The sequence below is a fragment of the Aeromonas popoffii genome (genome assembly GCF_000820025.1).
Lineage (GTDB): Bacteria > Pseudomonadota > Gammaproteobacteria > Enterobacterales > Aeromonadaceae > Aeromonas > Aeromonas popoffii.
This window is the reverse complement of record NZ_CDBI01000077.1, coordinates 75834-100879: the sequence shown is the minus strand read 5'-3', so window position 1 is coordinate 100879 and position 25046 is coordinate 75834. Positions and strand designations below refer to the sequence as shown.

At 60.5% G+C, this 25046-nt stretch carries 28 protein-coding genes; 19 read left to right on the top strand and 9 right to left on the bottom strand.

Going from position 1 to position 25046, the window contains the following annotated elements; translation table 11 throughout:
* Window positions 1-26 precede the first annotated feature (26 nt).
* Window positions 27-173 carry a hypothetical protein gene (locus BN1129_RS23540; protein ID WP_108537241.1) on the bottom strand — a complete coding sequence of 49 codons (147 nt, stop codon included), beginning with the start codon at window positions 171-173 and terminating at the stop codon, window positions 27-29.
* A gap of 176 nt (window positions 174-349) precedes the next feature.
* Here BN1129_RS23540 and BN1129_RS16720 point away from each other — a divergent pair, with 176 nt between their 5' ends.
* Window positions 350-976, top strand: a complete 627-nt coding sequence (locus BN1129_RS16720; RefSeq protein WP_042038029.1) for a lysoplasmalogenase — start codon at window positions 350-352, stop codon at window positions 974-976.
* Between the two features lie 99 nt (window positions 977-1075).
* Here the strand turns inward: BN1129_RS16720 and BN1129_RS16715 are convergent, their stop codons facing one another.
* Entirely contained in the window at window positions 1076-2629 is a 1554-nt protein-coding gene (locus BN1129_RS16715) for a DHA2 family efflux MFS transporter permease subunit (RefSeq protein WP_042038027.1), read from the bottom strand.
* Window positions 2629-3681 (bottom strand): HlyD family secretion protein, encoded by a 1053-nt coding sequence (locus tag BN1129_RS16710; RefSeq protein ID WP_042038026.1) that lies wholly within the window; start codon window positions 3679-3681, stop codon window positions 2629-2631. The genes BN1129_RS16715 and BN1129_RS16710 overlap by 1 nt, the downstream gene beginning before the upstream one ends.
* A 99-nt stretch (window positions 3682-3780) precedes the next feature.
* Here BN1129_RS16710 and BN1129_RS16705 point away from each other — a divergent pair, with 99 nt between their 5' ends.
* Together BN1129_RS16705 and BN1129_RS16700 are read left to right on the top strand one after the other, a co-directional pair.
* A complete protein-coding gene (locus tag BN1129_RS16705) occupies window positions 3781-4683 on the top strand; it encodes a LysR family transcriptional regulator (protein ID WP_042038025.1) in 903 nt (300 codons plus the stop codon).
* Between the two features lie 117 nt (window positions 4684-4800).
* A complete protein-coding gene (locus tag BN1129_RS16700) occupies window positions 4801-5115 on the top strand; it encodes a putative signal transducing protein (protein WP_042038056.1) in 315 nt (104 codons plus the stop codon).
* A 14-nt stretch (window positions 5116-5129) separates the two neighbouring features.
* Here BN1129_RS16700 and BN1129_RS16695 read toward each other — a convergent pair whose 3' ends face one another.
* Window positions 5130-6413, bottom strand: a complete 1284-nt coding sequence (locus tag BN1129_RS16695; protein WP_042038024.1) for a dicarboxylate/amino acid:cation symporter — start codon at window positions 6411-6413, stop codon at window positions 5130-5132.
* Between the two features lie 208 nt (window positions 6414-6621).
* On the opposite strand from BN1129_RS16695, the gene BN1129_RS16690 reads away from it, so the two are divergent.
* A complete protein-coding gene (locus BN1129_RS16690; protein WP_042038023.1) occupies window positions 6622-6867 on the top strand; it encodes a YecH family metal-binding protein in 246 nt (81 codons plus the stop codon).
* Window positions 6868-6969: 102 nt separating this feature from the next.
* The gene (locus BN1129_RS16685; RefSeq protein WP_042038021.1) at window positions 6970-7569 is read left to right on the top strand and encodes a YhgN family NAAT transporter; all 600 of its coding nucleotides are present in this window, start codon (window positions 6970-6972) and stop codon (window positions 7567-7569) included.
* Window positions 7570-7637: 68 nt separating this feature from the next.
* Here the strand turns inward: BN1129_RS16685 and BN1129_RS16680 are convergent, their stop codons facing one another.
* Window positions 7638-8606, bottom strand: a complete 969-nt coding sequence (locus BN1129_RS16680; RefSeq protein WP_042038020.1) for a LysR substrate-binding domain-containing protein — start codon at window positions 8604-8606, stop codon at window positions 7638-7640.
* Between the two features lie 274 nt (window positions 8607-8880).
* Here BN1129_RS16680 and tatA point away from each other — a divergent pair, with 274 nt between their 5' ends.
* From tatA to BN1129_RS16665, 3 genes are all read left to right on the top strand, one after another.
* Window positions 8881-9042 (top strand): twin-arginine translocase TatA/TatE family subunit, encoded by a 162-nt coding sequence (tatA, locus tag BN1129_RS16675; protein ID WP_042038019.1) that lies wholly within the window; start codon window positions 8881-8883, stop codon window positions 9040-9042.
* A 14-nt stretch (window positions 9043-9056) separates the two neighbouring features.
* Window positions 9057-9353, top strand: coding sequence for a YfcZ/YiiS family protein (locus BN1129_RS16670; RefSeq protein ID WP_042038018.1), 297 nt, complete (start codon window positions 9057-9059; stop codon window positions 9351-9353).
* Between the two features lie 127 nt (window positions 9354-9480).
* A complete protein-coding gene (locus BN1129_RS16665) occupies window positions 9481-10905 on the top strand; it encodes an MltF family protein (RefSeq protein WP_042038017.1) in 1425 nt (474 codons plus the stop codon).
* A 15-nt stretch (window positions 10906-10920) separates the two neighbouring features.
* Here the strand turns inward: BN1129_RS16665 and BN1129_RS23890 are convergent, their stop codons facing one another.
* A complete protein-coding gene (locus BN1129_RS23890) occupies window positions 10921-11073 on the bottom strand; it encodes a hypothetical protein (protein ID WP_209418524.1) in 153 nt (50 codons plus the stop codon).
* A 63-nt stretch (window positions 11074-11136) separates the two neighbouring features.
* On the opposite strand from BN1129_RS23890, the gene BN1129_RS16660 reads away from it, so the two are divergent.
* Complete coding sequence (locus BN1129_RS16660; RefSeq protein WP_042038015.1) at window positions 11137-12390, top strand: phospholipase D family protein; 1254 nt, start codon at window positions 11137-11139, stop codon at window positions 12388-12390.
* 482 nt (window positions 12391-12872) lie between these two features.
* Here BN1129_RS16660 and BN1129_RS16655 read toward each other — a convergent pair whose 3' ends face one another.
* Window positions 12873-13991: a fatty acid desaturase gene (locus tag BN1129_RS16655; protein ID WP_042038013.1), complete on the bottom strand. Its 1119-nt coding sequence runs from the start codon at window positions 13989-13991 to the stop codon at window positions 12873-12875.
* Window positions 13992-14140: 149 nt separating this feature from the next.
* Here BN1129_RS16655 and fabR point away from each other — a divergent pair, with 149 nt between their 5' ends.
* On the top strand, window positions 14141-14761 hold the full coding sequence (gene fabR, locus BN1129_RS16650; RefSeq protein WP_042038011.1) for an HTH-type transcriptional repressor FabR: 621 nt from the start codon (window positions 14141-14143) through the stop codon (window positions 14759-14761).
* Between the two features lie 19 nt (window positions 14762-14780).
* On the top strand, window positions 14781-15146 hold the full coding sequence (locus BN1129_RS16645; RefSeq protein WP_157013440.1) for a YijD family membrane protein: 366 nt from the start codon (window positions 14781-14783) through the stop codon (window positions 15144-15146).
* A 34-nt stretch (window positions 15147-15180) separates the two neighbouring features.
* Here BN1129_RS16645 and BN1129_RS16640 read toward each other — a convergent pair whose 3' ends face one another.
* A complete protein-coding gene (locus BN1129_RS16640) occupies window positions 15181-15495 on the bottom strand; it encodes a DUF1145 domain-containing protein (protein ID WP_042038006.1) in 315 nt (104 codons plus the stop codon).
* 117 nt (window positions 15496-15612) lie between these two features.
* Complete coding sequence (gene rsmD / locus BN1129_RS16635) at window positions 15613-16242, bottom strand: 16S rRNA (guanine(966)-N(2))-methyltransferase RsmD (RefSeq protein ID WP_042038005.1); 630 nt, start codon at window positions 16240-16242, stop codon at window positions 15613-15615.
* 110 nt (window positions 16243-16352) lie between these two features.
* Between rsmD and ftsY the strand changes: the two genes are divergently transcribed.
* The 8 genes from ftsY to hutG all read left to right on the top strand — a co-directional run bounded on the left by ftsY (window position 16353) and on the right by hutG (window position 25014).
* Window positions 16353-18188 (top strand): signal recognition particle-docking protein FtsY, encoded by a 1836-nt coding sequence (ftsY, locus tag BN1129_RS16630; RefSeq protein WP_042038004.1) that lies wholly within the window; start codon window positions 16353-16355, stop codon window positions 18186-18188.
* Window positions 18189-18257: 69 nt separating this feature from the next.
* Window positions 18258-18926: a cell division ATP-binding protein FtsE gene (ftsE, locus tag BN1129_RS16625; protein ID WP_042038003.1), complete on the top strand. Its 669-nt coding sequence runs from the start codon at window positions 18258-18260 to the stop codon at window positions 18924-18926.
* Window positions 18926-19879 carry a permease-like cell division protein FtsX gene (gene ftsX / locus BN1129_RS16620; RefSeq protein ID WP_042038000.1) on the top strand — a complete coding sequence of 318 codons (954 nt, stop codon included), beginning with the start codon at window positions 18926-18928 and terminating at the stop codon, window positions 19877-19879. The genes ftsE and ftsX overlap by 1 nt, the downstream gene beginning before the upstream one ends.
* Before the next feature lie 451 nt (window positions 19880-20330).
* Window positions 20331-21185 carry an RNA polymerase sigma factor RpoH gene (rpoH, locus tag BN1129_RS16615; protein WP_042037999.1) on the top strand — a complete coding sequence of 285 codons (855 nt, stop codon included), beginning with the start codon at window positions 20331-20333 and terminating at the stop codon, window positions 21183-21185.
* A gap of 125 nt (window positions 21186-21310) precedes the next feature.
* Window positions 21311-21970 (top strand): carbonate dehydratase, encoded by a 660-nt coding sequence (gene can, locus BN1129_RS16610; RefSeq protein ID WP_042037997.1) that lies wholly within the window; start codon window positions 21311-21313, stop codon window positions 21968-21970.
* An 11-nt stretch (window positions 21971-21981) separates the two neighbouring features.
* The gene (hutC, locus tag BN1129_RS16605; RefSeq protein WP_042037996.1) at window positions 21982-22686 is read left to right on the top strand and encodes a histidine utilization repressor; all 705 of its coding nucleotides are present in this window, start codon (window positions 21982-21984) and stop codon (window positions 22684-22686) included.
* Window positions 22687-22841: 155 nt separating this feature from the next.
* On the top strand, window positions 22842-24077 hold the full coding sequence (gene hutI / locus BN1129_RS16600; RefSeq protein ID WP_042037995.1) for an imidazolonepropionase: 1236 nt from the start codon (window positions 22842-22844) through the stop codon (window positions 24075-24077).
* Complete coding sequence (gene hutG / locus BN1129_RS16595; protein WP_042037994.1) at window positions 24070-25014, top strand: formimidoylglutamase; 945 nt, start codon at window positions 24070-24072, stop codon at window positions 25012-25014. Before hutI ends, hutG begins: the two co-directional genes overlap by 8 nt.
* The last annotated feature ends 32 nt before the right edge of the window (window positions 25015-25046 follow it).

Genomic DNA, 25046 nt, shown 5'->3' with positions numbered 1-25046 from the left:
GCCGTTTTCATCTCCCCGGTCGGGGCTTATTCTTGCGGATCCTGCAACTGGTCCAGCGCCTGTTGCTCCTGCGGGCTGAGGCCAAGCTGTTCGCAGGCCTGCTCGAAGCTGATCCCCAGATGGCACATCATAATATCGATGGCGGGCAGATAGTTTTTCATTGCTTCTTCCATGGTGATCCTCCAGACCCGTTCCTTATGCCCCAGCAAGGGGGGCGAGGCAATTAGACTTTAGGTGTAGAGGGCTGGTGTTCTGAGCACCCCTGCCACTGGGCGGGGGAATTTGCTACTCTGCTCCCGGTAAATAAGATGTTGCCGTATGAGTGCGAGCAACACGTGAGGAGCAGGGCATGTTATTGAGTTTCTTGATCATCGCATCGGGCTGGTGGCACATTCGTGCGGCCTATGGCTCAGACTCCCGTCAGTTCTACATCAGCAAGCCGCTGACCATGCTGCTCATCATTGCGCTGGCGTTTGGCTATCAGGGTTATGACCACGATGGCTCCCATGCCTGGATCCTGCTCGGCCTCTGCCTGTCGCTGGCCGGAGACGTGCTGCTGATGCTGCCAAGCGATCGGTTTATTCAGGGGCTGGCGGCATTTTTTGTCGCGCACCTCTGCTACATAGTCGGTTTCGCCCAGGGGCCGCTGGTGCTGAAGCTGATGGATGGCCTGCTGTTGCTGCTGGTGGCGGGCATGGTGTTCGGCCTGTTGTGGGGCAAACTCGGGGAGATGAAGGTCCCCGTGCTCTGTTACATGCTGGTGATCATTGGCATGGCCTGGGTGGCCGCCGGTGCCTGGCACGCCTCCTTGACTGCAGGCAGTGCCGCCGCCCTGGTGGGGGCCTTGATGTTCCTCTTCTCCGACAGCATGCTGGCGCTGGATCGTTTCCGCCGCCCTTTCCCCCATGCGACGGCCTGGGTGATGAGCAGCTACTTCGCCGCCCAGTTTTTGATCGCCGCCTCGCTGGCAGGGTGAAGAGGCGCCGGTGCCTTTTATCGCTCGCACTAGATCCCTGATCCTCGCCGGCGGGTGATGATCCGCGGCAAGGAAAATGGGCCTGTTTTCAGACCCTTGCTATGCCTCGAGCGGCTCGGCGTCGGCAGCCCTGGGTGCTGGCTGCTTGAGTAGCAGCATCAGGGCGCTGGCGATCAGCAGGAAGATGCCCATCACGTAAAACACCTGATTGTAGGCCATGATGGCCGCCTCGCGGCTGATGGTGTTCGCCAGCATGGCCTGGGCCTGCTGCTGTGCCAGCTCGGGACCCGAGCCTTGCACCATCATGTTCTGGGCCAGCTGCAGCAGGTAGCTCTGCCCCTCTATGCTACTGGCGGCCAGGGTGCTGCTGATCTGGCTGACATGGACGCGGGTGTCGTTGTCGATCAGGGTCGCAATGATGGCGATGCCGAACGCGCCGCCGAGGTTGCGCAGTACGTTGAGCAGGGTCGAGGCGGAGGGGATCTCGTCATGGGTCAGGCTGGCGGTCGCCACCAGAGAGAGCGGCACCATGATGAAGGGTTGACCCAACGCCCGCACTATCAGCGACTGGATCAGCTGGGGGCCGGCGTAGTCGGCACTCATGTTCATGTTCATGAAGCAGCTGATGGCAAACACCAGGAAGCCGAAACTCACCAGGTAGCGCGGGTCTATCTTGTGGGTCAGTTTGGGCACCAGCGGCAACACCAGCAGCTGTGGCAGCCCCATCCACATCAGTACTTCACCGATTTCCAGTGCGTTGTAGTTGTGGATCTGCGCCATGTAGAGCGGCAGCACATAGATGGAGCCCATCAGCGCCATGCCGAGCACCAGATAGGCGAAGCAGGCCAGCGCGAAGCGCGGATTGTGCAGTAGCCGCAGGTTGACCAGCGGATGGCGTCTAAGCAGCTGGCTGATGACGAAGAACACCAGGGCCACTACCGAGATGACGGTGAGCCGCACGATGAAGCTGGAACCGAACCAGTCCTCCCGGTTGCCCTCTTCCAGCACCACCTCCAGCAGGCCCAGCCCCATCGCCATGGTGACTATGCCGATGAGATCCACCCGCTTGATCACCTCCCAGTCCACCGGCTGCTTGTCCAGCCCGTGGGCCAGCATGGCCATCACCAGCAGTCCCGGTGGCACGTTCAGATAGAAGATGTAGTGCCACGACAGCTGCTCGGTCAGCCAGCCGCCCAGAGTTGGGCCTATGGCGGGGGCGAAGGTGGCACAGATGCCGAACAGCGCCATGCCGGTGGCCCGCTTGTGCAGTGGCAACAGGGTGACGATGAGTGAGAAGGCCATGGGAATGAGGGCGCCGCCGGTGAAGCCCTGCAATGCCCGGAAGACGATCATGCTGGTGAGGTTCCAGCTGAACGAGCAGAGCACGGAGGCGATGAGGAAAGCGCCGGTGGTCCACAGCAGATAGCGGCGCACGCTCAGGCCCCTGCTGAACCAGCCGCTCAGGGGGATGGCGATCATTTCCGCCACCAGATAGGAGGTGGAGATCCAGGAACTCTCGCTCAGGGTGGCGGAGAGGGCCCCCTGAATGTCCTTCAGGGAGGCGTTGGTGATCTGGATGTCGAGGATGGCCATGAAGGCGCCAATGAGACCCCCCATGACAGCGATCCAGTTGCGACGTGGAATGGGTTCCATCAGTGGGCGGCGACCAGGGGCTCGGGATCCCGGGTGTCCACTATCACCTCGGTAGAGAGGCCCGGCAGCAGCTTGCCAGCCAGGGCGCCCGGCTCGGGGATGCGGATCTTGACCGGCACCCGCTGCACTATCTTGGTGAAGTTGCCGGTGGCGTTTTCCGGTGGCAGCAGGGCGAATCTGGCGCCGGTGGCGGGGGCCAGGCTGTCGATGATCCCCTCGACGGCTTGACCCGGATAAGCATCCAGGATCACCTTCACCTTCTGGCCCGGCTGCATGTGGAGCAGCTGAGTCTCCTTGAAGTTGGCCTCGACCCACACCTGTTGTAGCGGCACCAGGCTGGCCACCTGCATGCCGGATTGGACATAGAGCCCGGCCCGCAGGCTGCGCTTGCCGATAATGCCATCGGCCGGTGCCCGCAACTCGGTATAGGTCAGCGCCAGTTTGGCCTGCTCCAGCAGCGCCTCGCTCAGGGCCAGCCTGGCTTTGTTCTGCTTGGCTTCGGCATCCAGCACCAGCAGTCGTTCACGGGCGGCTTGCAGGGCGGCTTGGGCCTCCTGCTCCTGTGCCAGATTGACCTGCAGTCCAGCCCGTACCTCGTCGAGGCTGTCTTGCGAGCTGTAATGGCGCTGGTTGAGCTGGCTGACGCGCTGCACTTGTTGCTGGGCGCGCACCTGCTCGGCAGTGGCAGAGCTGACTTTGGCCTCGGCCTGACGGATCAGGCTCAGCTGCTGGGTGCGGGTCGCGGCCAGATTCTCCGCTGTCGCCTGATTGAGGCGCAGGTCGGCTTCGGCCTCGGCCACCTTGGTCTTGTACTCCCGATCATCCAGCCTGGCGATCAGCTGACCGGTCTTCACCGCCTGGTTGTCGGTCACCAACACCTCGCTGATGTAGCCCGGCAGCTTGGAGCCGATCCCGGTCACCTCGCTCTGCAGGTAGGCATTGTCGGTACTCTCGAAATAGCGGCCATGCAGATACCAGTAACCGGCGAACAGCAGACCGAGCAGGGCCAGCACCATGGCGGCCAGCAGGGGGATCTTCTTGTGTTGACTCATTTTTGGGGGGATTCCTGAACTTAAGAGGCGCAGGCTAACACTGGCTAACTGTTTCGATTAGTATCCATTTATGAGATAGACAGTTTCACTGGTGCAACAATGGATTTGAACGCGGCATTGATTTTAGTGCGGATCGTCGACAAGGGCTCCTTCACCGCGGCCGCCCAGGATCTGGGCATGACCAAGGCGACCGTGAGTCGCCGCATCGCCGAGCTGGAACAACGCCTCGGCGTGCGGTTGCTCTACCGCTCCACCCGGCAGCTCACCCTGACCGAGGCCGGGGAGCAGTATTACCTGCGCTGCAGCAAGGCGGTGGATGAGCTGGCTCAGGCCGAGCTGATGGTGAGTGCCAGCCAGCAGGAGGTGACAGGTACCCTCAAGTTGGCGGTGCCTATCGAGACGGGGCAGCTGGTGGTTGGTCGGTTAGTGGCTAAATTCTTGCAAGTCTATCCGGGCCTGCAGGTGGAGCTGGAGCTGACCAATCGCATCGTGGATCCTATCAACGAGGGGCTGGATGCGATCGTGCGCATCGGTGACATGAGCGACTCCAATCTGGCGGCGCGGCGGCTGTGGAGCACGGAGCGGCTGCTCTGTGCCAGCCCGGATTATCTGGCGCGCAGCTCAGCCATCACGCGGCCGGAAGATCTGCTTTTACACGAGCGGGTGGCGGTGAGCAGCGGCTTTCTGGCCTCTCACTGGTGTTTCGAGCGCGAGGGTAGGGAGGTGCTGGTTGACCCTCCCTCCCGTTTTCGGGTTAATAATATAACCTGCGCCAGGGAGGCGGCGAAGGCGGGGTTGGGATTGGCCTCTCTACCTGCCATGCTCTGCCATGAGGAGCTGGTCAGCGGGGCGCTGGTGACCCTGCTGCCCGAGTGGCAGCAGCCCAAGGTACCGATTTATCTGCTGTTTCCGGAGCGACGACTGATGCCGCGCAAGTTGCGGACCTTTATCGATTTCATGGTGGCGCAGGGGGCCGATTACGGCATCGACAACCTGTTGTGACTGGCGTGTTAGGGAAATAGGGGGGCTGGATCATGGGATCCAGGTTCTATCCCGAGGATGGAAGAGGGCATGGTGCCGGTTATATGCGGCATCGACAACCGGTTGCAGGGGGAAGGCATGGATCAATGGATCAATCTTTATCGGGCTTCCCATTCACTGGAGGCCCATGCCCTGAAGGGGGCGCTGGAAGTGGAAGGGGTGCTGGTACGGCTCAACGGGGAGGCGCTGTCCGGCGCCCTGGGCGAGTTGCCGGTAGACATGTTGCAGGTGACCCTGATGGTGAGGGCCGAGGACCGCAGCAAGGCTGGGCGGGTCATAGAGCGTTACCAGCAGCGTCAGGGCAATGGCTGGCTCTGCGGTCAATGCGGGGAGGAGAACGGCGCCAACTTCGAGGTCTGCTGGCGCTGTCATCACGATCCCCACGATCATTAATCGCTCACCCTGCCTCAGCGCAGGGTGAAGTCGATATCCTCCCCCGCGCTGGCGTCGTGATAGGTCGCCAGATCCAGCTCCTTCTCGCTGCGGGCGATCAGCACGGACACCAGAATATCGCCGGAGACGTTGACCGTGGTGCGTGCCATGTCGAGGATCCGGTCGATCCCGGCGATGAGTGCCACCCCTTCCAGCGGCAATCCCACTGCGGTGAGCGTCAGCGTCAGCAGCATCAATCCGGTGCCCGGTGTGCCCGCCGTGCCGATACTGGCCAGGGTGGCGATGCTGATGATGGTCAGGTAATCCACCATGTGCAGATCCACTCCGAAGGCCTGTGCCACGAACAGGGCGGTCACCCCCTGATAGAGGGCGGTGCCGTCCATGTTGATGGTGGCGCCTATGGGCAGCACCTTGGCGGTGATGGCGGGGGAGACACCGAGCCGACGCTCGGCGCAGGCCAGGCTGATGGGCAGGGTGCTGCTGCTGGAGCTACTGGTGAAGGCCACGGCCTGGGCATCAACGATGCTCTTGAAGTAGTGCAGCGGATTGAGCCGGGCCAGCAGGATCAACAGGCCGCTGTAAACGCCAAGCACATGGAGCAGGCAGCCGAGATAGACGGCGCCGATCACCTTGAGCAGCGGCATCAGCAGGCTCGCCCCGTATTTGCCTGTCATCCAGGCCATCAGGGCGCAGACGCCGTAGGGGGCCAGCGCCATCACCATCTGGGTCAGTTTGAACATCCCTTCCGCCAGCGAGGTGAAGAAGAGGATGGCGGGACGGCCGCGCCGGCCGGTGGCGTTGAGGGCGAGGGCGAGGGCCACCGCGAACACGATCACCTGCAGTATCTTGCCATCCACCATGGCTTGCACCGGGTTGCGCGGTACCAGATGGCTCAGCACGCTGGCCAGGGTCGGCTGTTCCAGCATACCGACGCGCTCATAGGGCCCCATATTGGCGCCCATGCCGGGTTCCAGCAGCCAGCCCATCATCAGGCCGATGCAGATGGCGATGGCGGTGGAAAAGAGATAGAGGCCTATGGCCTTGCTGCCGATCCGATCCAGACTCTTGCCCTTGAGCAATGAGGTGAGGCCAGCGATGACCGAGCAGAAGATGAGGGGCACCATCAGCATCTGTATGGTGTTGACGAACAGGACGCCAATGGGCTTGAGCTGCAACGCCTGTTCACTGAAACCGAGTCCCAGGCCGATCCCTGTCAGCATACCGATCAGGGTCTTCAACCAGAGAGGACGGCGGGTCCAGATCCGCCAGGGTTTGAAAGCCAATCCATGGAGCAGCATGACGCCAATGTCCTTATAGTCGGTCTGAGATGGCAAAAAGGGGCGTTAGTGTAGCCATCCCCTTGTCAGGTTGCCACATTATCGACAAAGCACTCCTCACAGCCAGCCCGACCGGAGGGAAATTGGCAATTTATTGGCTTATATCAAGGTCGCCGGTGGCGGGGCGGGATTTAATTGACATTAAATATGTTCATTAATGAGGTTTGCAATGACTCAATCGGTACACGGTCACGAGGTGATGGAGATGATGCTGGCGCAGGGTGGCCAATTTACCCGGACCAGCCTCAGGGAGGCGATCGATGCGCGCTTTGGCACCGACGCCCGTTTCCATACCTGCAGCGCCAGCGAGATGGATGCAGAGGCGCTGATCGCCTTGCTGGCACAGCGCGGCAAGTTCATCGAATCAGGGCAGGGTTTTCAGACCCACGCTGGCAAGATTTGCCACCACGGGTGATCCCCCCGCGGCGAGCGGCCTGTGGCGCTCGCTGAATCCCGCCGCCTTTGTTATATTTTGCCCTCTTCCCCCTCCTTGTTGAAGGCTTAGCCTGGGCGTTGTATGGACACTTTTTCCGCAGCCGTCATGTTGTTTTTGATCATGGATCCGCTGGGCAACCTGCCGGTCTTCCTGTCGATCCTGCGTCATCTTGATCCCAAGCGGCGGCGCAAGGTGATGATGCGGGAGCTCTTGTTCTCTCTCGCTATCATGATGGCCTTCCTGCTTGCTGGTCAGCAGATCCTGGATTTTCTCAATCTGCGCCAGGAGGCGGTCAGCATAGCGGGCGGCATCATATTGTTCCTCATCGCCATCAAGATGATCTTCCCGAGTGAAGGCGGGGTGACCGGGCTGGCGGCGGGCGAAGAGCCTTTCCTGGTGCCCATGGCCATCCCCATGATCGCCGGCCCCTCCATTCTTGCCTCCCTGTTGTTGCTGGCCAACCAGGAGCCGACCCGGATGGTGGACTGGTCGCTGGCCCTGCTGATGGCTTGGGGAGCCAGCGCCGTGATCCTGATGTTCTACGATGTATTCAACAAGCTGCTGGGTGAGCGAGGACTCAAAGCGGTGGAGCGGCTGATGGGCATGCTGCTGGTGATGATCTCGGTGCAGATGCTGCTGGACGGCGTGCACCACTATCTGGCGGTGACCGGCCAGGGCTGAAGTGTCAGGGCTGCTTTTCAGCCCCGGTTCCCCGCTTGCTCATGCCGAGGATGAAGCGCGTCCCATGATCAGGGTTGTTCTATGGTGGAGGGTTCCAGTGTGCTCATGATGAGGGCGAGCAAGGTTTCCCGCAGCCAGCGGTGGCCCGGATCCTCCTCGTGGCGCTGATGCCAGATCAGCAGGTGGGAGATGCTGTCGAGCGCTATGGGCAGCGGCAGCGGCACCAGCGGATAGACCTGGGTAGCGTGACGGGCATAGAGCCTTGAAAGGGTCACTATCATGTCCGAGTGCATGCCCATACGCAGCGCCGCCTCGAACGACGGCACGGTCGCTTCGATCCGGCGGTAGAGATCCATCCCTGCCAGCTTGTGATCCAGCATCCAGCGGTCCCGCCCCTCGCAATAGGTCTGCACATGGGGATAGGCCAGGTAACGGGCGAGATCCCACTCGGGCTCGTGCAGGGCCGGGTGATCGTGTTGCACCAGACAGGTGAGGTCATCGATGGCAAGCAACCGCTGGCAGATGGCGTTGGGCAGGGTGTCGAGCCGGAAATCCGAGCTGATGCAGTTCTCCCGCACCGTGAAGGCGATGTCCACCTGGCCCTGACTCATCTCTGTCAGACTGTTCTCGGTCCACTCCTCGTAGCGCAGCCGTATGCCCGGTGCCTGCCGTTTTAGCTCGCTCAGGTAGAGCGGGGCGAACAGGGTGAAGGCGCTGTCCATGCTGGCGATGACGAACTCCCGCTCGGTATTGGCCGGATCGAAATCTGGCGGCTGGATCAGGTTGTCCAGCGACAGCAATATGGGTTGCAGTTGCTGCTGCAGAGTCAGGGCGCGGGCGGTGGGCTCCAGCCCATAGGCGGAGCGCACGAACAGGGGGTCATCGAAGGTGTCCCGCAGGCGGCCAAGGGCCTTGCTGACGGCAGACTGGCTCAGATGCAGGCGGCGGGCCGCCCGGCTGCCATTCCGCTCTTCCAGCAAAACTTGCAGGATAATCAATAAATTGAGGTCGATACGCCCCAGCTGTTCCAGCAACATGATATGAATCTCCTTCAATTCTTAGATGAATTTATACCATTTGTTTTCATATCTTGGCGAATCTATGCTTCGGTTGTCTCTCGCCTTCAATGGCGGCTGGTACAGGATGTAGTGGTTGAGGGGACAAGTAGCATCAAGTGATACGGCGACCCTGGGTCGCCGTATTTTTTTGCGTGATTTATTTGCAAACTTGCACCTGCCTTGATTTTGCCCAACAATCCTTGCGCCTTCTTTTGATACAAACAATCGGTATCTATCAGTCAGGAGTATCCCAGTGGGACTCGTTGGAATTCATATCTGGCATTTGTTGATCCTGCTTGTGGTTGTGGTCGTGGTGTTTGGCAGCAAACGCCTGGCCGGCGCCGGTGAGGATCTGGGCACCGCCATCAGGGATTTTCGTAAAGCCTTGCGTGACGATGAAGTACAGCCGAAATAAGTAGGAGTTGAATGATGTCCGTAGAAGATAAAGTGCAGGAAACCTGTGACAGCTGTGGCTGTTTCGCCGAGATCGGCACCATCATAGGTGAAGGTGACGATGTCATGGATCTGGTGATCGAGGCGGCGGTAGAAGCCGATGCCCGTGCCAAGCTGGCCGCTTATGAGGCACTGGCCAAACAGGTGACTGCCGAAGCCAGCATCAGCAGCGAGCTGAGCCAGGGCGCCAACGGTGTGATCCTGAAAGCCCGCCTGCAGTTCACCTGCACCGCCGAAAAATTGATTTTCGAGATGCGTGCCCGCTCTATCTGAGCCCTGTGATGACACGGCGGGTGCGCCTGCCGTGTTGACCCTTCTGCTGTAGGTCTGCGTTCTATAGTAAGTTATCCCACAGACGGTTTTGCCCGACGCGAGTCGGCCAACAGAAGGCGACCACATAATGAGGCTGCGATGGATCTGGGGCCTGCTGGCCCTCTGGTGTCTTCCTCTGCTGGCGGCGGATCTCAAGCCACAGCGCCTGCCCCAACCCGGGGACCTCGAACATATACTGCAAAAGAAAGAACTCAGGGCCCTGGTGGTCTATGAGCGGGGATTCTTTTTCCTCCACAAGGGGACTCAGCACGGCATCCTGGTCAATCAGCTGCAGGGGTTCGAGCGCTGGCTGAACCAGACCTATCTTGCCAAGGAGAAGATCAAACTCAAGATCATCTACATACCTGTGCGCCAGGACAAGCTGCTGGACTACCTCAGCGAGGGGCGCGGCGATTTGGTGGCGGCCAACATGACGGTGACTCCGACCCGGCGCGAGCAGGTGACCTTCTCTGACCCGGTGATCGCCCCCATCGAAGAGTGGGTGGTGAGCCAGTATTCCCTGCCGACTTTCAACCGCATCACCCAGCTCTCCGGCAGGCGCATCTGGGTGCGCGCCAGCTCCAGCTATTATGAGAGCCTGCGCCAGCTCAACTGGCTGTTTCGCGAACTGGGGCTGCCGCCCATCTACATAGAGACGGTGCCCGAATACCTGCAGGACGGGGATCTGCTGGAGATGGTAGCGGCCGGCATCATACCGCTCACGGTAACCGACAGTTTCAAGGGGCGCATCTGGCTCGGCATGATCAGCGGCCTGAGAGCTCACAAGCTGATCCCGCTGCGGGACAAGGGCCGCAGTGCCTGGGCGCTGCGCAACAATAGCCCCAAGCTGCTCAAGGCGGTGAACGGTTATCTGGCCGATGCGGGCAAGCGTACCCTCTATAGCGACATGACCCTGCGCGGTCTGCTGGCCCGCAGCGATCAGATGAGCAATATTTTGGCGCCGGATCCTCTGGGGCGGCTGGCGACTATCCGCAAGGTGCTGGAGCAGCAGGCCGACAAGTACGGGTTGGACTGGCTGATGCTGGCGGCGCTGGCTTACAAGGAGTCGGGCCTCAATGCCGGCGTGCGCTCAGAGCGAGGTGCTGTGGGGATCATGCAGCTGTTGCCGAGTACAGGGGGAGAGGTGGGCATTCGTGGAGCCAGGCTCGCCAGCCTGGAGGGCAATGTGGAGGCGGCCTGCCGCTATATGCGACTGATCCTGGATACCTACTTCAACGATCCCGGGCTGGATGTGCTCAACCGCCATCTGTTTGCGCTGGCGGCCTATAATGCCGGTCCGAATCGGGTGCAGGCGATCAGGGCCAAGGCGGAGGCCGCCGGGCTGGATCCGAATGTCTGGTTTGGCAACGTGGAGCAGCTGGTGGCCAACGAGGTCGGCCAGGGGCCCATCAACTACGTCAGTACCATCTACAAGTACTACGTGGCCTATCGCTTCAGCCTGCCGCAGCTGGAGGGCAAGGCAGCCGCCATCGAGGCGGTGGCCCAGCCCTGACGTTCTCTCGCCCGTCTAGACAGGCTGAGTGGGCGGGACAAAGGGCTGATCCCTGTGCTGCAGATACCAGGGGGCCAGCTGGCCGGTCGGCGAGGGATCCGGCTGACTGGCTTGCGGTCGATGGCTGATGGCGGGGCGATCCGTGAGTTCCATGGTAAATTCCTTCATCCACGTTCCAATGAGGTCTGTAGCCAGCGTTATGCCATTTCCCCATGACAGGCAGATGACGCCATGATCCCCGGCGAATTTGCACTGATTGATCAACCCGAGCTTGCGCTCAAGGTGCGCTGCCAGCTGATCCGCAGCGCCCGCAGCCGGATCCAGGCCCAATACTACAGCTGGGAGGAAGACAGCAGCGGCAAGCTGCTGTTGTCGGAGCTGCTGCACGCGGCCCGGCGCGGGGTGCGGGTACAACTGCTCATCGACGACCTCTATGCTGGCGATAACCGTTTCCTGGAGATGGTGGCCCATCAGCCCGGCATAGAAGTGCGGTTGTTCAACCCCTTTTGGCTGCGGGGCTGGCGTCCGTTGACCCTGTTTCTGGAGGGTATGTTCAGCTTTCGCCGCATCAATCACCGCATGCACAACAAGTTGCTGCTGGTGGATGGCAACCAGGCGGTGATCGGCGGTCGCAACATAGGTGACCGCTATTTCGGGCTGGGCGGTACGCCCCAATTCGTCGATCTGGATCTCGCCTGCCGTGGTTTGCTTTGCCAGCAGGCCGAACAGGGCTTCGATCAATTCTGGCGTAGCCGTTGGAGTCACCCGATCCGCCGCTTGCTGCGTCGTCCCTTGGTGCGGGCCGAAGTGGCGGCGGTGAACGACTTTCTGCTTACCCTGACCGATCCGCAGGTGGCGGCCGTCTATGACCTGCCCGCCAGCCTGTTTGACGCCGAGCCTGCCTCCCTGAGCTGGCATTCGGGACAGGCCGAGGTATGGTTCGACCGGCCAGGCAAGGGGCTGGTGTCGCGGCCAACCACGGCGCCCCTGCTCTGGCGCAAGCTGGCCGACAACCTGGGGAGTTTGAAGTTGGTGAGCCCTTACCTGATCCTGACCCGGGGGCTACGCCGCCGGCTGAGGCAGCAGCGCCGGGCGGGGGTGAGCATAGAGATTCTTACCAACTCCTTGGCCAGCACGGACGTGCCCCTGGTGTATGGCGTCTACCGGCGTCATCGCCCCTGGCTGATACGGCAGGGGATAGCGCTGTCCGAGTTGGAGGGGGAGGGCCTTAGCCTGCACGCCAAGCTGATCCTGATCGGGGAAGGGGAGGCGCTGCTCGGTAGCTTCAATCTGGATCCCCGCTCCCTGATGCTCAACACAGAGCTGATGTTGCACCTGGAGTGCCCCGCGCTCTGCGCCGAGTTGCAGCTGTGGCTGGCGGGATGGCAGCAGCGGTCGTCCCATTCCGTTGTCGCACCACAGTCGACCCTGCGCCGATTGCTGGCCAGGGTGAGCGACTGGCTGCCGCTGCAGCGCTGGTTGTGAGCGGGTCATGTCTTGTGCGAGATCTCGCAAAGCCTTGTACGCCTTCGAGGATAACGTTTGCCATCCAAAGGCGATGAATGTTTTTATCGTATTGTTTTTCATCAGTTTGTTCCGGTGCAGGAATCCTGAGAGCGTCCAGTTACTTGCATACGCCAATGAATAAAACGGTTTTTTATTTTATTTAACTGCGTAATATTTCAGTTGCAAGGATAAACACGGTGGCTTGTCTGCCGTGTGGAAGAGGGTCGTGAAGAGTACTGGCCGACTGGATTACTCCAGCAGGCACCTGCTTCAGATGGGTAGCGGAAACTCAGGAAACAGGACAGGCACCCGACAGGACCGGATTCCAATATGGAACATGCTATTTGCGAGGGGGTGACATGGAAATGTCACCCCATTTTTTATGGCCCGCTGGCTGAGTCGCTCCCGGAAAAAGACCGCCGGTTGGCGGTCTTTGCTCTGTTCAGCCCGACGGCTCATGATCAGGCGATACCTGCCAGCAGTCGGCTCCAGTTGCGCTTGCTGGCAACGAAGCCATCGTGCAGATTGCGATACTCCAGCTGCAGCTTCAACTTGTCATAGCGGGCCAGCGCCTTGCGCTTGCGCTGTTCCAGCAGGCGCTTGCGGCTGGCGTAGTAGTGCTGTAACTGCTGGCTCAGCTTGTCGTACTCCTCCTGCAACAGTGCCTGCCATAGCTCCCGGTCATCGCGTTTGCGCAACTTGGCCTGCGCCCGTTTGAGCTGCATCTCCAGTCTGGCTTGTTCGATCAGTTCTTCCGGACAGGATCTCAGATCCCGGGTCAGCCCGCACCAGGAGGCGCTGCGGATCAGCCACTTGGTGGGATCGAACTGCCACCAGTGGATGCCGTTGCGATAGTCGTTCTCGAACAGGTGGTGGAAGTTATGATAGCCCTCGCCAAAGGTGAAGAAGGCCAGGATGCCGTTGTCCCGCGCCGTATTGCGGTCGGTAAACGGCTGGCTGCCCCAGATGTGGGCCAGGGAGTTGATGAAGAAGGTGGTGTGGTGGGTCATCACCATGCGCAGCACCCCGGCCAACAGCAGCATGCCGAGCAGATCGCCGTGGACAAGTCCCAGCAGCAGCGGGATCCCCAGGTTGGTGGCCAGGGTCAGCGCCAGATAGTGTTTGTGCTGGAAGACGACGACGGGGTTGTTCTGCAGATCCCGCACGTTGCTGTAATCGTTGTAGATATCGCGCTGGTACTCGCGCAGCATCCAGCCGATGTGGGAGTACCAGAAGCCGCGACCTGCGCTGTAGGGATCCTTCAGGTTGTCATCCACGTGGCGATGGTGACGACGGTGATCGGAAGACCAGTGCTGGGCCGAGTTTTGCAAGGCGAGGGCACCGCCGATGGCGAGGATCCACTGCAGGATCGGGTGGGCCTTGTAGGCCTTGTGCGACCAGAGGCGGTGATAGCCGGCCGTGATGGAGATACCGCTGTAACAGAACAGCAGCAGGAAGCAGCTCCACTGCCAGAGGTCATAGCCATGGGTCATGCCGTACCAGGGCACGGCGATCAGTGCGGTCAACCCGGAGAGGGCAAACAGCAGGGTATTGGTCATGATGATCGGTGGGCGTTCCATCTCACTCGGTTCCTTTCAGCGAACAGCTGTGCGCCATTCTCCACGCAGCCAGAATGCGGGTCAATGGTAAAAAAGTAGGAGACAAACCTGATCCCGACTCGGCCTTCGGGTTATCATCTGGCCTCGATAACCTGAAGGTGACTGTTTTCGTGGGTATTCGCGCGCAACAAAAAGAAAAAACCCGGCGTACGCTGATCGATGCTGCGTTCAGTCAACTGTGCGCCAATCGCAGCTTTTCCAACCTCAGTCTGCGGGAAGTAGCGCGGGAGGCGGGTATAGCACCGACCTCGTTCTATCGCCATTTTCGCGACATGGAGGAGCTGGGGCTGACCCTGGTGGATGAAGGTGGCCTGACCCTGCGCCAGTTGATGCGTCAGGCGCGTCAGCGCATCGCCGGCGGCGGCAGCGTCATCAGCACCTCGGTACAGACCTTCATGGAGTTCGTCGAGAACAATCCGAACATCTTCCGGCTGCTGCTGCGTGAGCGTTCCGGTACCTCGGCGGCATTTCGGCAGGCGGTGGCGCGGGAGATACAACACTTCATCGCCGAGCTGACCGATTACCTCGAAGCCACCACGGGGGCGCCGAGGGAAGAGGCCTACATCCAGGCCGAAGCCATGGTGACCATCGTCTTCAGCGCCGGTGCAGATGCCCTCGACATGACCTGCGAAGAGTGCCGGGCCTTGTCTGATCGCACCATACGCCAGCTGCGCATGATCGCCATGGGTGCCGAGGTTCAGAACCAGAAGCGCCGCCAACCCCTTTCTTAAACCAAGGATGGACACTTCCATGCATGATCAGAATCCGATCCCGAAGAAACCCCTGCTGCTGGCCCTGCTCATTGGCATCTGTTGGGATGCTTCCCTGTCGGTGCTGACCGAGTCGGTGCTCCCCTTCTCCTTCTTCCCCATGATTGCCCTGGTGTTGGCTGCCTATCAGCTCTACCAGCACTATCGTCACGTGTCGCTGGAGGGCAATACACCGCTCTGCATGCTGCTCTGCCTTTTCATCGGCGGCTTCGGCCACTCGGCGCTGGTCAAGGTGCAGTACCCCGAGCTTGGCAGCAACTTCTTCGCGCTCATCATGATGTTGCTGCTGCTGGCTGTGCTGTCGATCAAGTTGGGTATCAGTGTGGGGAAAAAAGAGAAGGAGTGACGGGCACTCCTTCCTGACAGACAGAGGTGCTGTCTTATTCGGCGTTGTTTATCTCTGTGCCATGCTGTTTGGCTTCTATGATGGCTTTGAGTCTGGCGCGAATATCCACCATGCCAAAGACGCCGAATACCAGTATCAGTATGACTTCAAGTTTTGTGACCACGAAATAGGGCTTGCAGGCAGACTTCACCATGCTGGCTTGCACTAGGTGGACCAGGGCGATGAGCAGGCCGCAGATCGGCAAAAGATCATTCAGCTTGCCAGGTAGCGGAGCCACCAGACTGACCAGCACGCCTAACCAGAAGAACAGGGTCAGCCCCATCGCCAACAGAGTAAATACCCGCTTCATCGTTTACCTCCCGTAGATAGAGTTGATAGCAGACCTGACCGGCCTGCTTGTCCTTGAGCCGTTGCCCAAATTGACGGGGAGGGGCACAGCGCCGATTTCCCCCCGCCCACCCGGTATTTAAACCGCAGCGTCATTCCTGGTGTCCCGCAAATAGAGTTGATAGCAGACCTGGCCGGCCTGCTTGTCCTTGAGCAGTTGCCAGCTGGCGGGCAGTGCCAGATCCGCCATCTCCTTCTCCCGCTCCAGATAGATGAGGGCATCCTTTGCCAGCCAGCCGCGCTGCTCCAGTAGCTCGCACACTTGGGGCAGCAGCTCGCGCCGAAACGGCGGATCGAGAAACACCAGATCGAACGGCGTGGCCGGACCTTGCAGCCAGCTGACGGCATCGGACTGGATCACCTGCCCCTGGCTGCTGCCGAGGGCAGCCAGATTCTTTTTGATCTGGTCGGCGGCGCTCTTGTCCATTTCGATCAGGGTCACCTGCTCGGCATAGCGCGACAGCGCCTCCAGCCCCAGACCGCCGCTGCCGGCGAACAGATCCAGACAGCGAGTGCCACGGATATGGGGGGCCAGCCAGTTGAAGATGGTCTCTTTGACGCGATCCGTGGTGGGTCTTAGCCCCTCCACATCCTTGACCGGCAATTTGCGGCCTCGCCACTGGCCGCTGATGATTCTGACAAAGCCTGATTTTCCCTGTGGGGCAGGGTTCTTGCTCGGGCTGTTATGGCTGGATTTCACTCTGGGCATCGCGTTTCGTCGTCAGAAAATAAAGTGGTAGTATAAGGCGGTTCATTTTTATGCCGACCCGCCAAGGGACGGCTATCTTAGCAGTCAGCCTTTGATGTGAGTATTTTTAGATGGCAAAAGGTTTGTTTTCCTGGCTGGGTTTCGGCCGCAAGAAAGAAGAAGCTGAGGCTGTCCAACCACAGACACCCCAAGCCACCCCCATTCCCGTTGAGCCTGAGATCGTAGCTCACTCCGCTCCCGTTTCCCATACTACGCCGGTAGTGCCCCCCGAATTGCCCGTCAGCGCACAGAATGATCTCCTGCCTGCTGGCGCTGCGCACCATGATGATTGCTGTACCCCCACCGAACTGGACGCAGGTCCGCTGGTGGTGGAAGAGTGTGCCTCCGAGCTGGAGCCCGTCATCGTCAATGAACTGCTGATCGAGCAGGAGAGTGCCGAGGCAGAGGCTGCCGAAGTCGCCCGCATCGCCGCCGAGGCACAAGCTGCCGAAGCTGCCCGCATTGCCGCCGAGGCGCAGGCTGCTGAAGTCGCTCGTGTCGCCGCCGAGGCAGAGGCTGCTGAAGCTGCCCGCATTGCCGCCGAGGCGCAGGCTGCTGAAGCCGCCCGTGTTGCCGCCGAGGCGCAGGCTGCTGAAGCCGCCCGTGTCGCCGCCGAGGCACAAGCTGCAGAAGTCGCCCGTGTCGCCGCTGAGGCGCAGGCTGCCGAAGTTGCCCGCATTGCCGCTGAGGCACAAGCTGCCGAAGCCGCCCGTGTCGCTGCCGAGGCACAAGCTGCAGAAGTCGCCCGTGTCGCCGCTGAGGCGCAGGCTGCCGAAGTTGCCCGCATTGCCGCTGAGGCACAAGCTGCCGAAGCTGCTCGCATCGCCGCCGAAGCGCAGGCTGCCGAAGAGGCTCGTCTCGCCAAAGAGGCCCAGAGAGCGGAAGATCTTCGCCTGGTCGCCGAGATGGAGGCTGACGCCGCCGCATTGGCTGCCCTGCCGCTGGCCGCCAAGGTGGATGATGATACCCAGGACAAGCCGCAGCGGGAGGGCTTCTTTGCCCGCCTTAAACGCAGTCTGGTGCGCACCAAGGAGAACATTGGCTCCGGTTTCTTCGGTCTGTTCCGTGGCAAGAAGATCGACGATGAGCTGTTTGAAGAGCTGGAGACCCAGCTGCTGACTGCCGATCTGGGCGTCGATACCACACGCCGCATCATAGATGGCCTGGTGCAGCATGCGGATCGCAAACAGCTCAAGGATGCCGAGGCGCTCTACGGCCTGCTCAAGCAGGACATGGGCGCTATGCTGGCTCAGGTTGAGCAGCCGCTGGTGATCGATACCAGCAAGAAGCCTTACGTGATCCTGATGGTCGGCGTGAACGGCGTCGGCAAGACCACCACCATCGGCAAGCTGGCCAAGCAGTTCCAGGCCGAAGGCAAGAGCGTCATGCTGGCTGCCGGCGATACCTTCCGTGCCGCTGCGGTTGAGCAGCTGCAGGTATGGGGTCAGCGCAACAACATCCCCGTGATCGCCCAGCATACCGGCGCCGACTCCGCCTCCGTCATTTATGACGCCATCGAGGCCGCCCGCTCGCGCGGGGCCGACGTGCTGATCGCCGATACCGCTGGTCGCCTGCAAAACAAGAGCAACCTGATGGAAGAGCTCAAGAAGGTGGTGCGGGTGATGAAGAAGCTGGATGAAGAGGCACCCCACCAGGTCATGCTGACCCTGGATGCGGGCACGGGCCAGAATGCCCTCAGCCAGGCCAAGCTGTTCAGCGAGGCGGTGGGGCTGGATGGCATAGTCCTCACCAAGCTGGACGGGACCGCCAAGGGCGGCGTTATCTTCGCGGTGGCCGACAAGTTCCAGATCCCGATCCGCTATATCGGGGTGGGCGAGGGGATCGATGATCTGCGCCCCTTCGTCGCCAACGACTTTATCGAGGCACTGTTCAGTCGCGATGAGTAAGCTCAGGCGTGATGGTAAGCGCCACATGCCCCGACTCAGGTCGGGGCTTGTCAATGTCAGGGATCCGTTATGATTCGTTTCGATAAGGTCAGCAAGGTATACAGCGGCGGCCATCAGGCGTTGCAGAAGGTCAGCTTTCACCTGCGCAAGGGGGAGATGGCCTTCCTGACCGGGCACTCGGGGGCGGGCAAGAGCACTCTCCTCAAACTGATCAGCGTGATGGAGCGACCGACCGATGGTCGCGTCTTCTTTCATGGCGACGACGTCAGTCATATCAAGCGGGGAGAGATCCCCTATGTACGCCGCCAGATCGGCATGATATTTCAGGATCACCGGCTGCTGATGGACAGAACCGTATTCGACAACGTGGCGCTGCCATTGGTGATCGACGGCTACAGCCATGCCGATATCAACAAACGGGTGGCCGCGGCGCTGGACAAGGTAGGGTTGCTCGGCAAGGAGCGTTACCAGCCGCGCATGCTCTCCGGTGGTGAACAACAGCGGGTCGGCATCGCTCGTGCCATTGTCAACAAGCCACCGCTGCTGCTGGCGGATGAACCGACCGGCAACCTGGATCCCCAGCTCTCCATGGATATCATGCGGCTGTTCGAGGAGTTCAATCGCTTCGGTGTTTCCGTGCTGATTGCCACCCACGATCTGGGGCTGATCGCTCGCATGCGCTATCGCACGCTGACCCTCAAGGCGGGACGCATGTATTCGGCAGGGGAGGAGCGCTGATGGCTATCGTTCGTCATAAACAACCGCCGCTGCGCCGGTTCATGATGTACTGGGTTGACCACGCCCGTCAGGCCTTCTCCAGTCTGGGCGAGCTGTGGCGCAATCCGCTGGCCTCCCTGATGACGCTGGCAGTGCTTGGCGTCAGCCTGGCGCTGCCCTCCTGCTTCCACGTGCTGCTGAAAAACGCCGAGGTGGTGGAAGGGAGTTGGCAGACCAGCTCCCAGATCTCCCTCTATCTTCGCAAGGATCTGCCAGAGCAGAGCATTCTCGACATGCAGCAGCGGATCCTGCTCTATCCCGAGGTGGAATCCGTCACCTACATGAGCCGGGATGAGTCGCTCAAGGAGTTTCGCGAGATCTCCGGTTTCGGCGACGCGCTTGACTACCTCGACAGCAACCCGCTGCCGCCTGTGCTGAGCGTTATTCCCGATCCCCGCTGGCAGAATCCGGAAGGGGCTGCCGAGCTGCTCAACAAGCTGAACAACGAGGATGGCGTCGAGCAGGGCAAGCTGGATCTGCAGTGGCTGACACGTTTGCAAGGGATCATGAACCTGCTGCGCCATACCATCACAGGTATCGCCGTGCTGCTGCTCTCCGCCGTGCTGCTGATCGTCGGTAATACCCTGCGCCTGAACATCCTTAACCAGCGATCCGAGATCGAAGTACTCAAGCTGGTGGGGGCGACCGATGCCTTCATTCATCGTCCCTTCCTTTATACCGGTATCTGGTTCGGGGTCATCGGCGGCATGTTGGCCTGGTGGCTGACCGAGGTGATGGTGATCTGGAGCGAGGGTGTGGTGAAGGAGCTGGCCGGGCTCTACAACAGTCATTTCCGGCTAGTCGGCATGGGTGCGGTGGATGGGATTAATCTGATTCTGCTTGGGGCTCTACTGGGGTTGATCGCTTCCTGGTTCTCGGTCCATCGCCACATTCGCGACATAGAACCATCCTGATTAATTTATCAGCATTTTAAAGCGCTGGATTTTGAGATACGGATCAAGTAAAAGAGTGGCCGTTTCTGGCACGGACAGCGTTCTGAGGGTAATCTGAACGAAACCGATCTTCGGGATCTTCTCTGGATCCTGCGAACCTTCTGATTTATAAGCAGTCTACAAGTGCTGAATAACTTATACGGGTGTGGCCCTCTGCCTTGCTCGTCTGACTTGGCAAGCATGTGAAGGTTGCGAGCTCCGCAACAATGGACTTAGCATGCTACTTTTCGGGGGTCCTTAATTGTGACCCCCTTTTTTTGACTGTTCATTCATGATTCATCCTGCCGGCCTAAGATAAACTCGGTTCAGACATGCCCACTATGTTTGATACAGGCCGCAGAATGGCGTCCGGTCAGTAGACAGTCCCTCTCAGGGTGTTAGACTGATTCGATTGAAAAGAAAGAGGTAGAACATGGGAACTTCATTGCAACGCACTATGGCTCTGATTCCGCAAGGTAGTCTGGAAGGCTATACCCAGGCAGTTAACTCGATTCCTGTGCTGACCGCAGAGGAAGAGCGTGAGCTGGCTGAGCGTTTGCAGCAGGGCGGTGATCTCGAGGCTGCCCGTCAGCTGGTCATGTCGCACCTGCGTTTTGTCGTTCACGTCGCCAAGAGTTATGCCGGTTACGGTCTGCCCCAGGCTGATCTGGTTCAGGAAGGCAACATAGGCCTGATGAAGGCCGTCAAGCGCTTCGACCCGACCGTCGGGGTACGGCTTGTCTCCTTCGCCGTGCACTGGATCAAGGCCGAGATCCACGAATATGTCCTGCGCAACTGGCGCATGGTCAAGGTGGCGACCACCAAAGCTCAGCGCAAACTCTTCTTCAACCTGCGCAAATCCAAGAAGCGTCTGGGCTGGTTCAGCCATGACGAAGTGCAGGCCGTCGCCGCCGAGTTGGGCGTTTCCCCGACCGATGTGACCGAGATGGAAGCACGTATGAGCAACTACGATCAGGCGTTCGATCTGGTCGGTGATGATGAAGACGAAGGCGGCTTTGCCCCGGTTCATTATCTGGAAGACAAATCGTCTGATCTGGCGGCCACCATAGAGAATGACAACTGGGATGACCATGCGACCCGTCGCCTGAGCTCGGCCCTTGCCACTCTGGATGAGCGCAGTCAGCACATCATCCGCGCCCGCTGGCTCGATGATGACAGCAAGACCACCCTGCAGGAGCTGGCCGACACCTATGGTGTCTCTGCCGAGCGGGTGCGTCAGCTTGAGAAAAACGCACTCAAGAAGCTGAAAGACGCCATGGAGGCCTGATGCCTCCCCCACAAAAACAGGGCCTGATGGCCCTGTTTTTGTTTCGCGAGCATCTGGTCGGCCTTGCCTTGGTTACCCTTGTCTATGTTATGTTGCCGCCACAGCCACAGTAGGGAGAGCAGATAGTGAAACTGTTGAACGACCTGTTTACCAACAACCGCGAGTGGGCGGAACGGATCAAGGCCGAAGACCCGAATTTCTTCGCTACCCTCTCCGCCCAGCAGGCCCCTGAATACCTCTGGATCGGTTGCTCCGACAGTCGGGTTCCCGCCAACCAGCTGATGGGTTTGCTGCCGGGGGATGTTTTCGTCCACCGCAACGTTGCCAATCTGGTGGTGCACACCGACTTCAACTGCCTCTCGGTGCTGCAATACGCGGTCGAGGTGCTCAAGGTGAAACACATCATCATCTGCGGTCACTATGGTTGTGGCGGCGTCAAGGCGGCGATGCAGAATCAGGAGCTGGGGCTCATCGACAACTGGTTGCGCAATATCAAGGATGTCTATTTCAAGTATGGTGAACAGCTGGATGCCATCGAAGATGAGCACGAGCGTTTCGATTACCTGTGCGAGCTGAACGTGGCCGAGCAGGTAGCCAACGTCTGCCACACCACCATCATCCAGAATGCCTGGCGCAAGGGGCAGGAGCTGGCGGTGCACGGCTGGATCTATGGCATCAAGGATGGTCTGTTGCACGATCTGGATCTCTGCATCAGCGGGCCGGAGCAGATCCCCGATGTTTACCGCGCCTGGCCGGACATGCGTCCGCCCCACCGCCGTCGCTGAGGAACCTGCCGTTGGCACCAGCCCTTTATCTCCAGATCAAGCAGCACATCCTGGACGGGATCCGCGAACGCCGCTATCAGGCGGGGGACCGGATCCCGACCGAGGCCGCGCTGTGCGAGCAGTTCACCGTGAGCCGGATGACGGTCAACAAGGCGCTGCGCGAGCTGGTGGCCGAGGGTTGGCTGGTGCGTACCGCCGGCTCTGGCAGCTTTGTGGCGGACAGGCGCACCGAGTCGCCCTTGCTGGCCATTCGCAACATAGCCGACGAGATCGCCGAGCGCGGCAGCCAGTACAGCGCCAGGGTGATCCGGCTGCAACGCCAGGCCGCCGACGAGAAGGTGGCGGTCCAGCTCGGGCTGAGAGTCGGTGCTGCCATCTTCCATAGCCTTATCGTCCATCAGGCCGATGGGGAGCCGCTGCAACTGGAGGAGCGCTTTGTCGATGCCGAGCGTCTGCCCGGTTATGGCGAGCAGGATTTCACTCAACAGACCCCGAATCGCTACCTGATGGACGTCTGTCCTCTCTCCGAGATGGAGCATGTGGTAGAGGCCGTGTTACCGAGCGCCGGTGAAGCCGGTCTGCTGCAGGTGCGGGTCGATACCCCCTGCCTGTTGCTGCACCGCCGTACCTGGTCGGAAGGTTATCTGGTCTCCTATGCCCGCCTGCTCTCGCCGGGTTCTCGCTACAAGCTGAGCTCCAAGACCAGTCTCAGTTAATTGTATATACATATCTTTTTAATGGAGCCCACCTCATGGTGGGCTTTTTTGTGCTTAACATCTAATTACAGCGCTGTTATCAAGATGTGAATTTGATCCTTTCTTTCCTGACAAAGATCGGATATAAATTAATGTATATACATTTAGAGGTCAGTATGAACAAGGAACTGTTGAACTGCGAGCGGGTCTGGCTCAACGTGACACCCGCCACCCTGCGCCCCGATCTGGCGGACTACGGTCTGCTGGAACCCCACGCCCTCGGCGTTCATGAAGGCAAGATCCACGCCCTGGTGCCCATGCAGGATCTCAAAGGCCCTTATCCCGCCCACTGGCAGGACATGAAGGGCAAGTTGGTGACGCCCGGCCTCATCGACTGTCACACCCATCTCATCTTCGCCGGCAGCCGGGCCGAAGAGTTTGAGCTGCGCCAGAAAGGGGTGCCCTATGCCGAGATCGCCCGCAAGGGCGGCGGCATTCTCAGTACGGTGCGGGCCACCCGTGCCGCCAGCGAGGAGCAGCTGTTCACGTTGGCGGCAGCCAGGATCAGGTCGCTGATCCGGGAAGGGGTCACCACAGTGGAGATCAAGTCCGGCTACGGCCTCACTCTGGATGATGAGCTCAAGATGTTGCGGGTTGCCCGCCGACTGGGGGAGGCGCTGCCCATTCGGGTCAAGACCACACTGCTGGCTGCCCATGCGGTGCCGCCTGAATATCGTGACGATCCCGACTCCTGGGTCGAAACCATCTGCCAGGAGATCATCCCGGCGGCGGCCGAGGCAGGCTTGGCCGATGCGGTGGACGTCTTCTGCGAGCACATCGGCTTCTCGCTGGCCCAGACCGAGCAGGTTTATCTGGCCGCGGATCAATACGGTCTGGCGGTGAAGGGCCACATGGATCAGCTCTCCAATCTGGGGGGCAGTGCGCTGGCCGCCAACTTTGGCGCCCTGTCGGTGGATCATCTGGAGCATCTGGATCAGGAAGGGATCCAGGCGCTGGCCCACCGCGGCGTGGTCGCCACCCTGCTGCCCACCGCATTTTATTTCCTGAAAGAGACCAAATTGCCCCCTGTTGCAGCCCTGCGCAAGGCCCATGTGCCCATGGCGGTCTCCTCCGACATCAACCCGGGCACTGCCCCCATTGTGTCGCTGCGCATGGCCATGAACATGGCCTGTACCCTGTTCGGTCTGACCCCGGTCGAGGCCATGGTCGGGGTGACCCGCAACGCCGCCCGCGCGCTCGGCGAGCAGGAGCGTCTGGGGCAGTTGAGAGTCGGCATGTTGGCGGATTTCCTGGTCTGGAACTGCGCGCACCCGGCCGAACTCAGTTACCTCATCGGGGTCGATCAGCTGGTGAGCCGTATCGTCAACGGCGAGGAGACGCTGCATGGATAAGTTCAGCCAGCCCCATATGTCGGTTTGGCAGGGGCGTCAGGATCCGGAAGATGGCGAACTTGCCCTGCGTTGGCACGACAAGGTGCAGGCTTGGCCGCTGATCGGAACAGCCGCCCCCGGCGTCGCTCTGGTGGGTTTTGCCTGCGACGAGGGGGTGCGCCGCAACAAGGGGCGCGCGGGGGCAGCCGGTGCACCGCTGGCGATCCGCAAGCTGCTGGCCAACAGTGCCTGGCATCTGAGCAAACCTGTCTATGATACCGGCGATGTGGGCTGCGACGACGGCGATCTCGATGCCGCTCATGCCCGCCTGGCCGAGCGGGTGGCAAGCCTGCTGGATGAAGGCCACTTCCCGCTGGTGTTGGGGGGCGGCCATGAGGTGGCGTTCGGCAGCTGGAGCGGTCTCAACCGTCATCTGGCTGGCCAGGGCCGGGTTGGCATCATCAACTTCGATGCCCACTTCGATCTGCGCATGAAGCAAGATCAGGCCAGCTCAGGCACCCCCTTCTTCCAGATTGCCGAGCAGTGCGCTGCCCAAGGCACGTCGTTTCACTACGCCTGTCTCGGGGTGGCCGAGACCGCCAACACCCAGGCCCTGTTTGCCCGGGCCGATGAGCTGAGGGTCTGGTATGCGCTGGATGAGGCCATGACCCTGGCCGAATTGCCCGAGCTTCTGAACGGGCTGGATGGCTTTATCGCCCGCTGCGATCACCTCTATCTGACCATCGATCTCGACGTCTTGCCCGGCGCAGTGATGCCGGGGGTGAGCGCTCCCGCCGCTCGCGGCGTCGAGCTGGCGGTCATCGAGCCCCTGATCGCCCATATCCGGGCCAGCGGCAAGCTGCGGCTCGCCGATTTGGCCGAGTACAACCCGAACCTGGATCAGGATAACCGCAGCGCCCGCGTGGCCGCCCGGCTGGTCCATCAGTTAACCAAGTAGCTGCCTGCCGAAGGCAGGTCGCCATGCTGCTG

Bases quoted from the DNA above. Each gene is read 5' to 3' on its own strand.
- BN1129_RS23890 (WP_209418524.1), bottom strand. From the start codon at position 11,073: ATGAAGGAATTTACCATGGAACTCACGGATCGCCCCGCCATCAGCCAT.
- BN1129_RS16715 (WP_042038027.1), bottom strand. From the start codon at position 2,629: ATGGAACCCATTCCACGTCGCAACTGGATCGCTGTCATGGGGGGTCTC.
- ftsX (WP_042038000.1), top strand. From the start codon at position 18,926: ATGGCTATCGTTCGTCATAAACAACCGCCGCTGCGCCGGTTCATGATG.
- BN1129_RS16640 (WP_042038006.1), bottom strand. From the start codon at position 15,495: ATGAAGCGGGTATTTACTCTGTTGGCGATGGGGCTGACCCTGTTCTTC.
- BN1129_RS23540 (WP_108537241.1), bottom strand. From the start codon at position 173: ATGGAAGAAGCAATGAAAAACTATCTGCCCGCCATCGATATTATGATG.
- rpoH (WP_042037999.1), top strand. From the start codon at position 20,331: ATGGGAACTTCATTGCAACGCACTATGGCTCTGATTCCGCAAGGTAGT.
- BN1129_RS16680 (WP_042038020.1), bottom strand. From the start codon at position 8,606: ATGTTGCTGGAACAGCTGGGGCGTATCGACCTCAATTTATTGATTATC.
- BN1129_RS16685 (WP_042038021.1), top strand. From the start codon at position 6,970: ATGGACACTTTTTCCGCAGCCGTCATGTTGTTTTTGATCATGGATCCG.
- BN1129_RS16655 (WP_042038013.1), bottom strand. From the start codon at position 13,991: ATGGAACGCCCACCGATCATCATGACCAATACCCTGCTGTTTGCCCTC.
- ftsE (WP_042038003.1), top strand. From the start codon at position 18,258: ATGATTCGTTTCGATAAGGTCAGCAAGGTATACAGCGGCGGCCATCAG.
- BN1129_RS16690 (WP_042038023.1), top strand. From the start codon at position 6,622: ATGACTCAATCGGTACACGGTCACGAGGTGATGGAGATGATGCTGGCG.
- hutI (WP_042037995.1), top strand. From the start codon at position 22,842: ATGAACAAGGAACTGTTGAACTGCGAGCGGGTCTGGCTCAACGTGACA.
- BN1129_RS16645 (WP_157013440.1), top strand. From the start codon at position 14,781: ATGCATGATCAGAATCCGATCCCGAAGAAACCCCTGCTGCTGGCCCTG.
- BN1129_RS16660 (WP_042038015.1), top strand. From the start codon at position 11,137: ATGATCCCCGGCGAATTTGCACTGATTGATCAACCCGAGCTTGCGCTC.
- ftsY (WP_042038004.1), top strand. From the start codon at position 16,353: ATGGCAAAAGGTTTGTTTTCCTGGCTGGGTTTCGGCCGCAAGAAAGAA.
- BN1129_RS16670 (WP_042038018.1), top strand. From the start codon at position 9,057: ATGTCCGTAGAAGATAAAGTGCAGGAAACCTGTGACAGCTGTGGCTGT.
- BN1129_RS16665 (WP_042038017.1), top strand. From the start codon at position 9,481: ATGAGGCTGCGATGGATCTGGGGCCTGCTGGCCCTCTGGTGTCTTCCT.
- rsmD (WP_042038005.1), bottom strand. From the start codon at position 16,242: ATGCCCAGAGTGAAATCCAGCCATAACAGCCCGAGCAAGAACCCTGCC.
- BN1129_RS16695 (WP_042038024.1), bottom strand. From the start codon at position 6,413: ATGCTGCTCCATGGATTGGCTTTCAAACCCTGGCGGATCTGGACCCGC.
- BN1129_RS16710 (WP_042038026.1), bottom strand. From the start codon at position 3,681: ATGAGTCAACACAAGAAGATCCCCCTGCTGGCCGCCATGGTGCTGGCC.
- BN1129_RS16705 (WP_042038025.1), top strand. From the start codon at position 3,781: ATGGATTTGAACGCGGCATTGATTTTAGTGCGGATCGTCGACAAGGGC.
- hutG (WP_042037994.1), top strand. From the start codon at position 24,070: ATGGATAAGTTCAGCCAGCCCCATATGTCGGTTTGGCAGGGGCGTCAG.
- BN1129_RS16720 (WP_042038029.1), top strand. From the start codon at position 350: ATGTTATTGAGTTTCTTGATCATCGCATCGGGCTGGTGGCACATTCGT.
- BN1129_RS16700 (WP_042038056.1), top strand. From the start codon at position 4,801: ATGGATCAATGGATCAATCTTTATCGGGCTTCCCATTCACTGGAGGCC.